We start from the raw sequence: 15,804 nt of genomic DNA, 5'->3' as shown, positions 1-15,804 counted from the left end.
TTAGTTTTGTTGTCCTCTTATTAGCTTGTCAATGCTTTTAAGTTGTCCTGAAGTGGTTTGAGTTCCTGAACTTGAACGATTAGCTTTTACTGGATTGGCTCCAGAGTTCATTAGATTTTTTATAACAGTACCTGCTTTAACTCCTTCTGCTCCTTGTCTTATATCTTCAACACCCTGTTTTGTACTCCATGGATGTAGTAACCCAGCTGTATGACCTGCTTCATGAGAAAAACTTCTTGCTATATCAGAGTTACCTCTTTTACTACCATCTCGCTTGGCTGTTACTTCAAAACTATTTTCTTGAGTTTTACCTAATGCACCTGCTTTTCCTCCACGATATTTTTTACCGACTACATTACCATCTTTATCTTTTACAGGTGTTGAAGCTTGTTCATTCAATGTTACTAAAAAGTCTCCTTTGGCTTCTGCAACGTCCTCTGTCACTAACGATGCAGAGATATTTTCATCACTATTACTAAATGACTCTATAAATTGCTCTGTGATACTGGTTTTCAGCTTTGTTAATTGCTTATCTGTTAATCCAGCATCATTATATAGTTGAACGGTAAGAGTTAGATTAGTATTTCCATCGTCGTCTTTTACACTCTTCCACTCTAATCCTTCAAGCTCTATTCCATCAATAACCCTATTTTCAGCAAAATTATATGGTCCATTATAAACGTAATCTTCTGCAAGTGGATCTATGCTAAAGAAACGCCCAATAGTTGGGTCGTAATTTCTGTATTTGAACTCAACCCAATTGAGACCAAGCTCCTTATGGACTTCCTGACCTTGGAACGTCTTGTAGTTGTTCTCCGTTCCTACGATATTGCTGTTGTAGCCTTTTTGTACCATTCCGTATGGATAATAAGTTCGCTCCTGTAAAATCTCCGTGGATGCGTTTATAGAGCCGTTCCCATTGCTATCGGAGTAGGATAGCCTAATGTTCCCCAAATGGTCCTTGTATTGATAGACATATTTATAACTCGTACCCATTTTATCCACATAACCCTCAGGATGATTAAAAAAATCTAAAACTGTAGTACTATTCTCAGTCTTATATATGTAATTTCCTGCGTATTGTGTCACACTTCCTGGAGCTGTTTTCTGGAGTTTTATTCCTGTGGCATCATAAATATAAGAAATTGTACCGGTACCGGCTCCTCTATTTGCTGTCACATTTACAGCATCCGGTAAATTAAGGTGGTTATAATTAATATTGTCTATACCTTTATTCAAGTCTTTAATTAGATTACCATTTGCATCGTAGGCAAATTCAGCATTACTGTTAGCTCCATTCCCAAAGCCATATGTACTATTTCCAGCGTCATTTACCCGTACTAGTTTATTTCCTAAATTATTGTCATTATAAATATAGGTCAGATTATCCATAGTTCCGTATGCCGTTACTTCTCCGGCGCTATTGAGAGCTGTATGACCTTGACGAATAAGGTTTTTGATATTTCCATTTTTATCATAGTTAATTCCAGAAACATTGTAGTTACTATTTATATTTGTTGCACCAGTAATACGATTTAATGCATCGTAGTCGTATGAGTACCATTTTAATGCGTTATCGGAATTGGCTGTGCGCCACTCTGTTTCTGAAATATTACCGTTAAAAAGTGGTGTCGCACCATGATCTGCGGTATTGTAATTGAGCTTAAAGGCAAATAAATCATTCCCTAGACTAGTTGGATCGTTGATTGTCTTTAACCATCCTCGTATATTATACTTGTAGTCAACTGTTTGAAGTCCGTTTCCAGTAGAGGCACCTCCAACATTCTTATTTTTGAGTTGACCCAACTCATCGTATTCATTAAAAGCAATCAGTTCCTCGGTCTGATTATTGATCTTCTGAGTCTGCTTAGTGAGTCTACCCATATGATCATAGGTAAATTTATCAATGGTTGTTATAGTAGGCTGTCCGGTTTTAGTATGTACCATCTTGCTCTCCTCCACTTTACCGGTAAAACCCAATTTCATTTCTACAGTATCGTCAGTATTGAGATAATCGTTAACCGTACGTATCCAGATTACACGCCCTTTATCATCATAACCCGTTGTGGTAGTTATCCAATCATTGGTTGTCAATACCCGTACCCGGCTAACTGTTGTTAGGCTCTTCGTATTGGTGGTAATAGTTTCTCCATAACTCGTCTGAGAAGGAACGGTTACTTTTCCCTGTGCTCCATTTGGTAAGTACGTATCATAATAATTTATAGTATAAACTCCAGCTACCCCTACCGGCTTAGCTACATTGCTATAATACACCTGATCCCCAGAGTAGGTGCTGGACGCAGTTGTGCGGGTTTCATATTGACTTGCAGCTCCATCAAAAACCGTCTGTAAATTAGCACGAGTTTCATTGCCAGACCAGTAACCCGTATAAGCTACACGCCCGAAGGCATCATACTTGGTAAACAACCATTTATTTTCAGCATCCAAATTAGCATCCTGGGTCATACAGGGTTGGTTTAGTTTATTATACACAATGTACTCTTTGCCCTTACCAGGTAATTTTTTTTCAGACAGATTTCCTCTTCCATTGTACTTATATTGATAAGCCAAATTATCAAGTAGTAATGAAGTAGGATTTGTTGTAGGAAGGGAAGCATAATTTTCACCATTATATCCTATATATTCTCCAATGAATTTTGGAGAAAGTACATAAATCAGTTCCGCTCTATTATTATAAATATAATACGTATCCAACCAATAACTTGCTGATTGTGTACCTGCACTCATATTATCTTTGTTCTCTTTTCGCTTGACATATGTAAGACCCAAAGACTTATCTCTATATTCAATAGTACGTATACCATGTTCATCAGTTGTATGTGTGCCGATAAGTTCTCCCTCTTCCCAATAGACGGGCTTTAATAGCCCACCCCCGGTTGCCACCTCAAAACTTAAAATTTCCTGAGAAGTATTAATAATACGATCATATTTTACGGTATGATCACTTCCTAATTGCCAATCTTCTCCCGGAAACCCTACTTCAAGAACCCTATTGAAAGGTGAGTTTTCAAATTTGTTTTCTGAATAAGGAAATAAACTTGAAGGAATAGAAGGTTGATTAATACTATTTTGTGAATTTTCATAAAAACTTAGGACATCTTGAAGTGCCGTAGGCTTAAATGCTCCATCACTTTGGGAGGGTGTAGGTGTTACTGCATAAGGAAGATATTTGGTAGGTTCTCGACCATATTGATCATAAAAATTAATATTCACTATATCTCTATAGGCCGGAGTCGCCTTTACTAAAACTGACTGGACTGGTCTGCCTAATCCATCATAGTAATTTACTTCCTTCCTTACTTCTGAAGGAGTCTTATTATTTAAAGTTTCACTGCCATTAAAGGCATCTAAAGGACTAAAAGTTTTAATAAAATTATAATAATCGTAAACAGCTGGGGCTGGAGGTGGAAGACTTGCCTGATTTACCCTTATATTCGTGGTTATTAAACCATAATTATTAAATTTTCCTTCCGAAACCAGATAATAGGTTCCAGGATCAAGAGTTATTCTAAGAGAGGCAGCTTGACCAGAACATACAGGACCATCACCTCCATTATATGCTATATGCTTATTATTTTTAAAAAGTTGAATGTAAGTGTCAAAATTGGATCCACAGTGTGACAAATCAAGTTCTAGTGTCTTATTTAATTGAAATTCATACCAAATATCATCACTGGTATGACCAAAATTATCACCATAACAATTAGAAGGATCATTGCTTTTTACGTCAACAAAATTTGTGTTTTCATCAACTACACCAACCATAATCGGTACATATTTTGATACTCCCGGAAAACTTGGTGATCCGGAGCATTGTGCGTAAGACATTTGATCAAAGCAAATTATAAGGACGAGGAAAAAGAATATTTTTATCTTCATAAGAATCATCATCTTGATTTAAAAAATTAGAACTAATAGGTTTCATTGAAACTCTCAACCTCGCCATAGTATTTATATGAGTAGCGCTTAATTATTTTTCTATATTGATCTAAAATTGAAATTAATCTGCCTAAACCATCATATTTATAATAAGTTATATTATTTTTTTCATCACACTTGCTGCTCAATCCTATCATAGGTGTATGTGCAAAGGAGATCATTTGTGCACCTTCAGGATATAGCCTTACCTCATCTATTTTGCCTGCCCCACTGATGCTTAAATTAATCACGTTAGAAACCAAGTGCTCGTAATAGGTCCAGTTACCAATTGATTTACCTGTTTTCGTACTGATGCTACCTGAAACATTATAATTACCAGCACTACTCCAATAAGATACTACATACTTTTTATTAGGGTTTAAATTACTAACAGAAAGGTTCTTCCCACTGTTCAATGTGTATGTTTGGGAACCTGTCGGTGAAGTACTATCATAACTACCTTCTCCTGAATATTGCCAACTTCCTAGAACGTTGTTTTCATTATTGGGCGCCCATTCCTTTTCTCCATACTCAAATGAATTTTGATAAACATCTCCTTGAATTGAATTACTAACTATTGCTTTTAGATTGATTGAAAGAGCATCCCATATATAAGATTCAACTGCTCCATCATTATTACTTTTAGCCAGTAGTTTGCCTGAGTCGTCATAATTCAGAAAATTAACTACCTCAGTACCAACAGCAGCATTATTCTTATAATTTGTTACGGTGGAATTAAGCATTAATGGAACTGTAGTATATAAAGCCGGGATTAGACGGTCTACAAATCTCTTACGCTTACGTTTTACAAGATCGCCTTCTATAAATGTTGACTCTTCGATAACGTCATTTAATTTGTTGATAGCCCTCAGCTTCTGGAAATAATTATTTTGCTCTTGGCTGCTCACGTCCTGAATTGTACTTTCATCCTGAACATACTTATATTCGGTTGCGTGTAGCCTGCCTTTACTGTCAATTGCTTCTATTCGAGATAATTGTTCATGATTGGGGCTGTCGTAGAAATACTCTGTGGAAGTGGATAGTGATTTTTCATCTTCATATATAAATTTTTCTATTTTTCCTATCCGGGAGTAAATAACAGAAACTACTAAATCATTATATTCAAACGCATTTACGGGCAAGTTGCCATTATAGGCATAATTATAATATAAATCATCTGCTTTAGGACCGATTAGATCATAAATTGCTCCTGATGAATTTCCATTTTTTGAAACAGTAAAGCCTACCTGCCTATTACCCTTACTAAACCCTTTATAAGTATAAACCTCTTTTGAGACTAATGTATATGGATTGACTGAATTAAAGTTATTTTTAAAGACTTCTTTACTTAGCAATTGGCCTCTCTTCCACGGTTGATTTAGAGTAAACCTATTGTAACCATCCTCTTTGAATTGAGAATTATCATACTCATTCATATATGTACTTGCAAAATTGTATGTATATAACGTTTTGCCGCTATTTTGTGTTAGGTTCCCCTCTATTTCTTCTACTTTATCATAAAATACAGGAGCTCCTCGATGGTATACAATAGGATAAAGTGGTTGACTACTTATAAAAGTCGGTTTATGCATATAGGAAGAGTAATTACCATATTGATTTTGATTCACATATCCTTTGTATTTTTGATAAGTAAACATACTCAGAGAAGCGGGAGTCATACTTTTTACAGAGAGATAGTTGTACGTTTTTTCTATAGGTTGGAGATCATCTTCAAAAGCAAAATACTTTATTTTTTTAACTCGAAGACCGCCAAGTATACCTCCTAGATAATAACCAGATAACTTATGATTCTCATACTCAAAACTTGCAAACCCACCAGTAGGATAAGTAATTTTATTTAACAAACAAGCTTGCGTATACTGTGGGTTGGCTTTCCTATTAGTACTTTGTACGGATGACTGGCTTGTAAAATTTGTGTGAATATCCGTTGGAATTAATCCTGCACCTCCACTATTATTATAAAAACCCCAGTAGTCAATACTGGTATTATTCCCTTCTGTATAACCATTAACAACCTTTCTATATGGAGGAAGACCTATTGGATTGTATTGAAATGAATAAGTATTTTCCGCTGATGAATTTTTAAAGGTTACAGAATTAAGTTTTAACCTATTATTATCTTCACTAGTTACCCCTCCATAACTAGTAAAATAACTCTGATTAAATACAATATCTTTTACCCTTAAATGTGGTAATTGAAGAGAATAAATACTTATATAACTTATTCTTGTTTTATCTCTATCAAGCCTATCCGTAACACCATTAAAAAAAACGCGTCCCCCATCAAAATGTATATACTTAATTTGAAGACCGTATACCTTAAAAGGAGTTTTTTGATGACTGTTTGGAGGATTCCATCCCGAGCCATTGTTAAATACAGTTTTATAACTTCGAGTATAGGTCTCATTGGAGTAATCAAAATAATAAGGTTTATTTACATATTCAAATTCAATCTTTCTTCCAGTAACGAGGTCTATTATCTTAGATACACAAAATGCGGTAGTCTCAGTGGTAGGTCCTGGATAAGTTTGTGTTGTCCTTAAACTGGTTTCCTTTTTATCAAAAATATATTCCATAGCGTCTGGTGTTGTAATTTTAAAACCAGCATCTACAGAATTATTAATAGTCTCTATTTTTAAATCATCATCTTTACTCAGCAGTTGTAAAACTCCATTGTCATCGTAGAAAAATGATCCTGAAAAAGACCCGCAATTGAAATTGTAGATAGGATGCATTGAAGGATAAAATCCATCTGCAGAATTAGTCATCTCTTCCATCCAAGAGACCCCTCTGTTTGTAGCAGCCAATGCATCAAGCTCATTTTTATACAATTTAGTTGAATAAGGAAAAACCTTTGTCTCTTCCTTAGAAATGTTTATCCGATATCCATAGTTTAAATTCCAACCTAGACCAATCATACTGGAAAGATCTTGCACTCTAATACCTGATGTTTGATAGGAAATTGAAATAGGGAGTGTTATTCTTCCAGATTTAATAGTATAAATAGGTATTTCGATATTTGCAGAACCACTAGTATGATCAACCGTATATGGTGAGAATTCATAAAGACTTGAAGCACTTGGTGTCTTAGGAATATTAATTTCTTGTGGGGTAAATGTTTGATTAGGAGCAGGGTCTTGAGCTAAAACCTGAAAAGGTAATACTGAGAAAATGATGAAATATCTTAAGAAAAATCTGCCAGTCATATTTAACGTTTTATGTTCCATATTAAGTTATTTCTAAAATCCTCATTAAAATAAATAATTCTAATTCAGCACAATATGAAAATTTCAAACGTTATAGTAAAATAATATAGGTCGTAATTGATAAATTCAGACTAACAGAATAGTCAAATGAAACATATTGTTGAGATTTGATAAGAAATAATGTTATAATGTAAGATTATGAATAACCAAACTGATTCACCTCGCTGAATATCTGGTCGCTACCCTACTTCCATTTTAGATCCATGTAAATTGTAATCTAATACTGCCTCACCTTCCACGCCTCAAAACCCCGGGTTTCGATCAGGTAGTTACAACTGTTTTGCAATTGGCTGATGCCCTCTTGTTTCCAAGTATCAAAAGCGTGATTCCCCAACAGCGCTACCTGTATTTCTTTTTTAAAGCGTTGTTGTTGATGCTTATGCAGTATTTCCCAATATTCTAATATACGATCACGCTGTCGCTCAATAAGCTCTGGAGCTGGGATCTTATCGCTTTTAGCAGCGTTTATATTCCTGGCAGCAGGTAACAGGTTCCAGAGGTCGTTGTTTTTCCAGATAGAAAAAGGTATTACGTGGTCTAGTGCGTAACGCCCAATCCGTTTCCCGGTCCATACGCAATATACCTGACCTTGGGTGTTGAGTATATCTTGATACAGTTTTTTAGACTCCGCGATATGGCGGGCGGTTATCGGACTTTTTAAAACTTCGTTCAATACACGGTTTACCGAGAGTTCTTGCCCTGAGGCATTCACTGAAAACTCTGCCCATTTAAACATTATGGCATCCTGGCCACCTATAAAACTTCCCAAAATTTTAAACGCCTCGTAATAGTCTCTTGGTATAGAGAATGAACCGAATTCCAGTATCAGATACTCCAGATCCAGATGTTCTGGTCTTCTGAGTCTTTTATTCTGATACTCAAAAATGGAGTAGTATGCATCACTTATGGACCGTCCTGTATATTTCATAGGCATCGTCGTGATGGTGTCTCGTATCTTTTTAAGGAGATTAAAAAAAGGGACCTGTATAGTAGCCGGAATCCCCTTATTCTTTAGGTCATTGTAAAAAGCCGAAAAACCACCTCTAGGTCGATACCAATCGATCAATTGCATAAAGGGTTCCCTAAAGGCCAAATTTGCACTCCCATTTATTTGGGGGATGGCGGGGTCTGACTCTAAAATAGGATAATAATACAACAGCCATTTTTCGATTAGTAAGCCGGTAGGGATTTGTACTCGGTCACCACTTACACGTAGATAGGGAGAGTTTTCCTGTATGAGATCGATGACGCCACGTAAGAGTGCAAACTTATAAGTGGTGCTTTTACTATCCCGGGCTATGATTTTGCTGATATTTTGAAAGGTTTGGTTATTCAATATAAGATATGGATGCGTTCGCTTTTAAATGTACTAAGAACAATTGGCACGTACAGAAACTTCTTATTTTACGTTTGTAAATGAGATAAGAATCATTCAAAATGTTTGACTAAGGTCTCGAATTGTTTTTGATCCAAAATAGGATCAAAATAAGTTATGTAATCGTTCAATTCATTCAATAGTTTCACACTTACAAATTTAAATGTCTCACTGGGTTTATGTTTTATCATAACCACAATATTGCGTACAGGGATCTTTTTTTGTCCCCAATGATGATTTTTTAATGTGATATTTTTGGAGGTATATACAAAGAGCGCAAAACCTGAACGCTCTATCTGATCTACAGGTGATCTTAAACTTAAATTGTGAATTGATGATTCGCTCCAATTTTTGGTTTCAATGCAAAATAGACCGGCTTTAGAAATTAACAGATGATCAATCTGAATAGAGGTTATTCGGGAATTGGTTTTTCTGAAATATAAGGGCGGATCAAAATTTAACCTAAAATCATTAAATACCACAAAATCATCTGATAGCTTTTCCAACTCTTTTACGACTAGGTTCTCTCCTATTGCTCCTGCAACCAGATTTTGTAATTCTCCAAGAGAATTATAGATATGCTCTAATTTTGTAATTTCAGATTGTGCGTATTCCTGAATCAAATACTCCAGTTCCGTAGTGTACCGGTGGATAAATAAATTATGATTTTCTATACGCTCAGTGATCTTCCTGACTGATCGACTTATTAATTCCGTTCTGTTATTGTTTAAATAAGCCAGCCTTTTCTCTTTAAAATAAAATTCAATAGCTATGCAAACCCTTTTTAATAAGTTAGTGCCCTCCGTGTGTTTTAGCACATCAACCCTATTGGCTAACTGAGATATCTTAGTGTCTAAGTCATCAGTTTTCAAAAAAAGAGTAACTGGTTAAATTAGGTATGTTGATGCTCAGGTTTCCTTTCGGCTCCAGTTTAAGATCGAATGACTTCAATTTTAAGGGGGCGGTATAGTTACCCAGATACAGGCGTTCGTGTGCAATACCAGCAAAATAATAGGAGTTTACTTCGAGATTATAAGCCTTATTAAAAGTAAGTGGATGGTGTGGATATCTTCTTATAAAAGCATTATTACGATGTATCTGCTCTTCTGATGTCAAAAAGAGGACAATTACCAATACAGAACTTCCCAAAAGGCCTGCACAAAGTTTTAGTATTGCGCGATGGTGCAAACCAGTCGTAGCGCTTTTAGGATTTTGAGACGCTATTAAAAAAGCAAAGGCAGCCAACAGCACACAAATCCCATTAAAAATCAAATGCTCCGTCCAGCCTAGAGATTCGAGAATCCCTCCACACGAGCACGGCACAAAATCGGCGTAGTTGAGAATGATGATGATATAGGTCGTAAAAGCCGTCATCAAACACAGACTGCCATATAAACCCATTTTTTTAGTTTTTGGAAACAGCAAGAGTCCGCTTAGTACGTATTCACTTAACTGAACCAACCAAACCAAGACTCCGGCATAAGCACTCAATAAAGGGGATTGCCCCAGTTGCACGCTAAAGGCTTCAAACTCGAGCAGCTTAGCTGTAGCGGCATAAACCCAGAGCAGGGTGAAGAAGCCATTCACCAGATCTATAAGCCATTTAATAGGATTGCTTTTACGAAATGTCATACCCTTGATTCTTAGACCCTAAAGGTCAGCAGACTTTTTAAAAGTCAGCATGACGCAACAGTCGGAAAGCATGACACTAAAGTCTTTTCTCAGTCTTTTCGGAAGAATAAAGGGGCTTTGCCATAATGTTTTTTAAAACTTCGCGTAAAATGACTAGCGCTGTTGAATCCATTTTTGTTGGCAATATACTTTATCGAATAATCTGATTCCTCCAACATGGCATAAGCCAAACTTAAACGTTTTTGCAGGTGATATTGATAAATAGTTACCCCAAAAGTTTTCTTAAACACCGTCTTGATTTTAGTCGCATTGGTTTCGTGTATCAAACCGATCTCCCTAAGAGAAGGTAGGGGTTTATTTAAATTGCGTAAGCAATACATGCGCAATTTTTTTGCCAGAACCCTATTTGTGGCACTTCGCTTTTTAACGGACTTAGACATTTTACTGGTAACCTCAGGATTTGGCTTCAGGTTGTCTTTTTTAAAATCTTCATAGATGAGGAGTACATAAACAGGTTTATCTTGTTTTATCAAACGAAGAAGGCTGCAATTGGATCGAAAAATACGCTTATCCGAAGTATTAAAATCCAAAGGAAAGGGTTTAGGGTCGGGGTCCTTGGTTAAATTTTGGAGTTCTTCGGTAAGTAACGGGATGGAATAATCGGTCAAATAGGAGTCCATACGTGTAATTTCTGTTTGCGGATCTGAATAACCCAGAATCCTCAAAAAACAGGCTGAATGGTCGATCAGTTTGCTCTGGTCATTAAATACGACTACTACCGGCACCGGTTTAACCATAAACTCGCCACTACTGTCAAAATTAAAATAGGCTATTTCTTCACTTAGCATATTTAAAAGTGCTCCAAAGGTATCTATAGCATCCAGCCGGGCTGAAGGCTTATAGCGAAATTCGAAATTGCCTACCGCAATCTCCTTGATTTGATTGAACAGTTGATTAAACCGTTCCTTTTTACTGCGTTCCATTCACCTACAGGTTTAAATTTCTTTCCGGAATCGGCTTAAAAACGCAATTGCCGGAGTTTCCTCTTTAAAAATTTCTGTAGGGGGATTAACAGCCGTTGTTTGTAAATACATACTTAAGATGTGCAGGGTATAGTTGCTCTTAATTAGAAAAGCCTGTGCTTTAGTGAGTAGCGATCCTTTAATTGCTAGATAATCGCGGGCATCTTTATCTGCCCCTTCCACTGCTCTGAGGTCACACATTACAGGATAACATATACCCTCCTGAAAGCGTAGCCGTGTCTCGACTACGTTCTTAGCGATAGTTAGATTAATACACCGAATAGGCTTATAGACAAAATGCAAAATTCCGTCTTTTAGCTCCAGTGTTGCATATCTATCCTCAATCGCCATGTCGCTCATCTACCTGTTAAAAAAGAATCTATTTGATTCCTTTTTTAGCATCAATTTTATGCAAATACATTCAAATGCTATGGATATTGAATTTTAAAATTAATTAAAAAAATTTTGAAATTAATTGATGATAAAGTCAAAAAAGCATGACACTAAAGTCTAAATGCATGACCTTAAAGTCCAAATGCGTCCCCTTATATACCCCCCTTTTCCATTAATAGCTAGCTTGTAGGACAATTCAAATTATAACAAAATGGCTCAAATCAAACACAACAATTTTTTAGATACTGTAGATAAAGTGATCACCGAAGCCAAGGCTGAAGGAATTGTACACTTGCGTGCCGAAGATGACTGGCTTACGGGAAGAGTGCTTACCATAAATGGAATTATCAGTTATCATTTCGGAAATACGGGATACCTGGGTCTGGAGTTAGATAAACGTATTAAATTGGCAGCTATGAACGCCACATTGGAATATGGCACGCAATTCCCACTATCGAAGACCTACATTGCGCATCCGCTCTATGAAGAGCTCGAAGAAAAGCTGGAGCTGCTCTTTGAAAACCCGGTGATCATCACCAAGAACAGCACTCTGGGCCATCTGGCGGTAATCCCTACTGTGGTGCGGGATGAAGATGCTGTGATCCTGGATCATCAGGTACATTGGAGTGTACAGAATGCCACTCAAATGCTTAAAGTACGAGGCATACCGGTACAACTGATGCGGCATAACAATCTGGAAATGCTGGAAAGCCTGATTCAAAAACTATCTTCTAAAGTTTCTAAAATCTGGTATATGGCCGATGGGGTGTACTCGATGTTCGGAGATTATGCCCCGGTTAAGGAATTGATCGAACTTTCTAAGAAATACCCACAGCTACACCTCTACTTTGACGATGTACACGGTATGAGCTGGAAAGGTAAGAACGGGATGGGTTTTGTGATGAGTCAGTTAGATACCCTGCCCGAAAATGTTTTGGTATTCGGCACCTTGAGTAAAACCTTTGGAGCATCGGGTTCGGTTCTGGTCTGTTCTAATAAAAAGTTTTACAATCAAATTAAAAACTTCGGCGGTCCCCTTACCTTCTCTGCACAATTAGAGCCTAGTGCGGTAGGCGCAGCCATCGCTTCGGCAAAAATCCATTTATCTAACGAGATCTATTCCCTACAGGATGCGCTTAAATACCGTATAAACTATTTCAACCAAAAGCTGGCTAAAACCGATTTACCGCTTATCGCGCGAAATAGTTCGCCAGTATTCTATATAGGCACCGGCCTGCCAGCTACGGGCTACCATCTTGTAAAACGCCTGATGGAGGAAGGTATTTATGTAAACCTGGGCTTATTTCCTGCAGTCCCTGCCAAAAATACCGGGCTTCGTATTACCCTCTCCAATCACAATGCACTTAATGATATCGATTTTCTCGTTGAGCAATTAGTCCGCCACTATGATCCTGCCTTGATCGCTACGCACAATTCCCGTTCCCGCATTGGCAACGCTTTTCGCATGGATTTCAAAGATTCCAAACCTTTTGGCAAACCGAATCAGGAGTTGCAATTTTATGTATACGATACCATCTCCAAAACCAATACATCCTATTGGAATGAATGCCTGGGAACAACCAACTTGTTGGATGAGAATGGCATGCGCTTTTTGGAAAAGAGTTTTAATTTGATGAAAGATCCCCAGCGGCAATGGCGCTACAGATACGTGCAAATTGTGGATGATGCCAACTGTCCGGTACTGATGACCTTTTTAACCGAAAGCCTTTGGAAAAACGATATGTTGTCCCCCGCTTCAGTTTCTAAAAAACTGGAGCAAAAACGAATAACTGCTCCCAACCTACAAACCTCCCGGGTACTGTCTCTAGGTTGTTTGTTTACCGAAGGAAACCACCTATACCTGAATGAAGCGCATCCACAAGCAGCATTAGCATTGACTAAATTGCTGATGTATATTGAGCTATTAGGTCATCAATGGAACGTGGATATGACGGTGCTTCGGGATTTTGACGTGAACTTTAAATGGTCTAAACTCATTCAGGATCAAGGATACTTTCCGATGGATATGCCAGAATCCTGTGTCTTAGAAGACTTGGATCGTAAAATGGGAAAAGATTATAGCCAATACCTTTCCAAGCGTTCTCAAAAACATTTTAAAAAGGATATTGAACCTTACTTGAAAAATGTACGATGTAGGGTGGTCAAACGGCCAAAACCCGAACAACTAGAAAGCTATTACGAACAGTATTTACAGGTAAAATCTAGAAATTTCGATTTAAACACCTTCACCTATCCCTTTGAGGTATTTGAAGAGATGCGTATGCATTCCAAATGGGAATTCCTAGTCCTCAGGTCCAAAGCTGAGGACTGTTTATTAGGTGTGATGTTTTGCTATAAAAATTATTCAGGTACGTATGTTCCCAGTCTCATAGGTATGGATTACCAATATCTGGAAGAGTTTCAAACCTATAGACAGTTGTTGTACCAAACCATTTTAAGAGCCCGGAAGCTGAATATGAAACAGATCGATTTTGGGATTAGTGCGAATTTTGAAAAGCGAAAACTAGGGGCTACAGTTATTCCCAAAAAAGCTTTTGTGCAGACCGACGATAATTTTTTATTAGAACACTTAGAAATGATGAGAACCAGCAACTAAATGCAAGGAGCCATTCAAGTAAGACGTGATTGATTGCCAACTAATCTACTACCCCAGTTGAAAGTTCTACTCCCTCATTATTTATTAACCCGCCTAGTTAATAACGTGATGTTTACCACCGAAATACAACACTTTCATCAGCTGCTCCATACGCAGGTCCTCGTGCTGATGGATCCCCTTAAAAAAGCCAATGCCGGGATAGAGATCGCTAATGATTCGCTTTCTAAGTTGAAAGAAATCGTAGAACAGGAAGACTTTGAAACCGTCCCCGAAGAGATCAACTTTTTCAAAAACATCAAACCGTGCCCGATGAGTTACCTCATTTACTTCTCGGAGATGCGTTCGTGTGAATCCCGAAAACCTAAAGCTGGAGCAAGCTTCCAAATTCGCTTTTTTGAAAAGGAACTGCGTAAGATCAATAAGTTCTTTTACCGGAACAATGATTTTGTACAATATATGGAGCAAGGGCATTCGTATATGGATCACCAACTGTTTACCCGCAACCACCGCAAAAATTTCCCCTTTACTCCGACTATTAACTATTATCAGTATCCGGAGTTTTCTAGTTCTCACGATATGCTCTGGGCGAAGATTCAGGCAATGTATCGGTTGATCCATTACATCCGTGAAGCATTGGAAGCTTTAAAGCCCGGAAGCGTAGACATTCTACATCCACAAAAACACCCTATATTATTATGGTCGGGGTCTAAAACGGCACTGGTAGAGCTGATTTATGCACTATTTGCTGCGGGGGATTTAAATCACGGTACGGCAGAGATCAGCACGATCACACACGCATTTGAAGACTTCTTTAATATCAAATTAGACAACAACTATAAGACCTACTCAGAGATCAAAGCCCGAAAAACTACTCGGGCTAAATATCTGGAAGCCTTAATCGTCGCTTTGGAAGCTAAAATGAATAAAGACGACGAATAGCATCTATTAAAGGAGCTCGGGCAAGCTGTGACTCATTGGACACGAATTCTTAATTTCGAGGCAATACTCGGGTTTATACCCTTTGGGGCGCCACTAAAAATCCCACCTCTTCGTAACTACGAAAACACGCTGCTATTACCATTTACAGTGTATCACTGATCGCAAAGATCCCCCTGCTGTATCAAAAACACGTAAAACCGATCAAAATTAAAGCTTGTTTGCAGCCTGTTAAATTCTTTCCCACTACGAAACCCCTTGTGAATAATTCCAATTAAAACCCCTCAAATTCGTAGAACGAAAGTCAAACCCAGATAGGGGCTATCAACAAAAATGGATGAACCTCGATAGCCCCTTTCTATTTAAAACACTGTATTATGCCAGCAACACTGATTACCACAGACGACCTCTATGAGTTCAAGTTAGAATTGCTTGAAGATTTAAAAAAACTGCTACAAATCCAGGCCGAAGCCAAACCCAAAAGCTATCTCAAATCCTCCGAGGTGATGGAATGGCTTCAAATAAGTCCGGGAACCCTACAAAACTTACGCATTAACGGCACCATACCCTTCACTAAAGTGGGCGGTATCATCTACTACGATG

Annotated in this window: 10 protein-coding genes; 3 read left to right on the top strand and 7 right to left on the bottom strand. The window is 37.6% G+C overall.

Annotated elements, in window-relative coordinates; genetic code table 11:
* From DSM03_RS06095 to DSM03_RS06065, 7 genes are all read right to left on the bottom strand, one after another.
* Positions 1-3,849, bottom strand: a complete 3,849-nt coding sequence (locus DSM03_RS06095; protein WP_161568052.1) for a DUF6443 domain-containing protein — start codon at positions 3,847-3,849, stop codon at positions 1-3.
* 83 nt (positions 3,850-3,932) lie between these two features.
* Complete coding sequence (locus DSM03_RS06090) at positions 3,933-7,187, bottom strand: hypothetical protein (protein ID WP_128763073.1); 3,255 nt, start codon at positions 7,185-7,187, stop codon at positions 3,933-3,935.
* A gap of 256 nt (positions 7,188-7,443) precedes the next feature.
* Positions 7,444-8,562 (bottom strand): HNH endonuclease domain-containing protein, encoded by a 1,119-nt coding sequence (locus tag DSM03_RS06085; protein WP_128763072.1) that lies wholly within the window; start codon positions 8,560-8,562, stop codon positions 7,444-7,446.
* A gap of 92 nt (positions 8,563-8,654) precedes the next feature.
* Positions 8,655-9,473 carry a nuclease-related domain-containing protein gene (locus DSM03_RS06080; RefSeq protein ID WP_128763071.1) on the bottom strand — a complete coding sequence of 273 codons (819 nt, stop codon included), beginning with the start codon at positions 9,471-9,473 and terminating at the stop codon, positions 8,655-8,657.
* Positions 9,463-10,233 carry a MauE/DoxX family redox-associated membrane protein gene (locus tag DSM03_RS06075; RefSeq protein WP_128763070.1) on the bottom strand — a complete coding sequence of 257 codons (771 nt, stop codon included), beginning with the start codon at positions 10,231-10,233 and terminating at the stop codon, positions 9,463-9,465. Before DSM03_RS06075 ends, DSM03_RS06080 begins: the two co-directional genes overlap by 11 nt.
* An 89-nt stretch (positions 10,234-10,322) precedes the next feature.
* Positions 10,323-11,216 (bottom strand): helix-turn-helix domain-containing protein, encoded by an 894-nt coding sequence (locus DSM03_RS06070; protein ID WP_128763069.1) that lies wholly within the window; start codon positions 11,214-11,216, stop codon positions 10,323-10,325.
* Positions 11,217-11,228: 12 nt separating this feature from the next.
* Positions 11,229-11,615 carry a DUF7793 family protein gene (locus DSM03_RS06065; protein WP_128763068.1) on the bottom strand — a complete coding sequence of 129 codons (387 nt, stop codon included), beginning with the start codon at positions 11,613-11,615 and terminating at the stop codon, positions 11,229-11,231.
* Between the two features lie 244 nt (positions 11,616-11,859).
* On the opposite strand from DSM03_RS06065, the gene DSM03_RS06060 reads away from it, so the two are divergent.
* From DSM03_RS06060 to DSM03_RS06050, 3 genes are all read left to right on the top strand, one after another.
* Positions 11,860-14,265, top strand: a complete 2,406-nt coding sequence (locus tag DSM03_RS06060) for an aminotransferase class I/II-fold pyridoxal phosphate-dependent enzyme (RefSeq protein ID WP_128763067.1) — start codon at positions 11,860-11,862, stop codon at positions 14,263-14,265.
* 57 nt (positions 14,266-14,322) lie between these two features.
* A complete protein-coding gene (locus tag DSM03_RS06055; protein WP_128763066.1) occupies positions 14,323-15,204 on the top strand; it encodes an RteC domain-containing protein in 882 nt (293 codons plus the stop codon).
* A gap of 374 nt (positions 15,205-15,578) precedes the next feature.
* Positions 15,579-15,804: helix-turn-helix domain-containing protein (locus tag DSM03_RS06050; protein ID WP_161568051.1), on the top strand; the 226-nt coding region annotated here is incomplete at its 3' end.

It is taken from the genome of Leeuwenhoekiella aestuarii, from assembly GCF_004104055.1.
GTDB lineage: Bacteria > Bacteroidota > Bacteroidia > Flavobacteriales > Flavobacteriaceae > Leeuwenhoekiella > Leeuwenhoekiella aestuarii.
This window is presented reverse-complemented; position numbering and strand designations above follow the sequence as displayed.

Excerpts from the sequence above, each read along its gene's own strand:
- DSM03_RS06095 (WP_161568052.1), bottom strand. The coding sequence starts at position 3,849 with ATGTCTTACGCACAATGCTCCGGATCACCAAGTTTTCCGGGAGTATCA.
- DSM03_RS06090 (WP_128763073.1), bottom strand. The coding sequence starts at position 7,187 with ATGGAACATAAAACGTTAAATATGACTGGCAGATTTTTCTTAAGATAT.
- DSM03_RS06075 (WP_128763070.1), bottom strand. The coding sequence starts at position 10,233 with ATGACATTTCGTAAAAGCAATCCTATTAAATGGCTTATAGATCTGGTG.
- DSM03_RS06070 (WP_128763069.1), bottom strand. The coding sequence starts at position 11,216 with ATGGAACGCAGTAAAAAGGAACGGTTTAATCAACTGTTCAATCAAATC.
- DSM03_RS06065 (WP_128763068.1), bottom strand. The coding sequence starts at position 11,615 with ATGAGCGACATGGCGATTGAGGATAGATATGCAACACTGGAGCTAAAA.
- DSM03_RS06060 (WP_128763067.1), top strand. The coding sequence starts at position 11,860 with ATGGCTCAAATCAAACACAACAATTTTTTAGATACTGTAGATAAAGTG.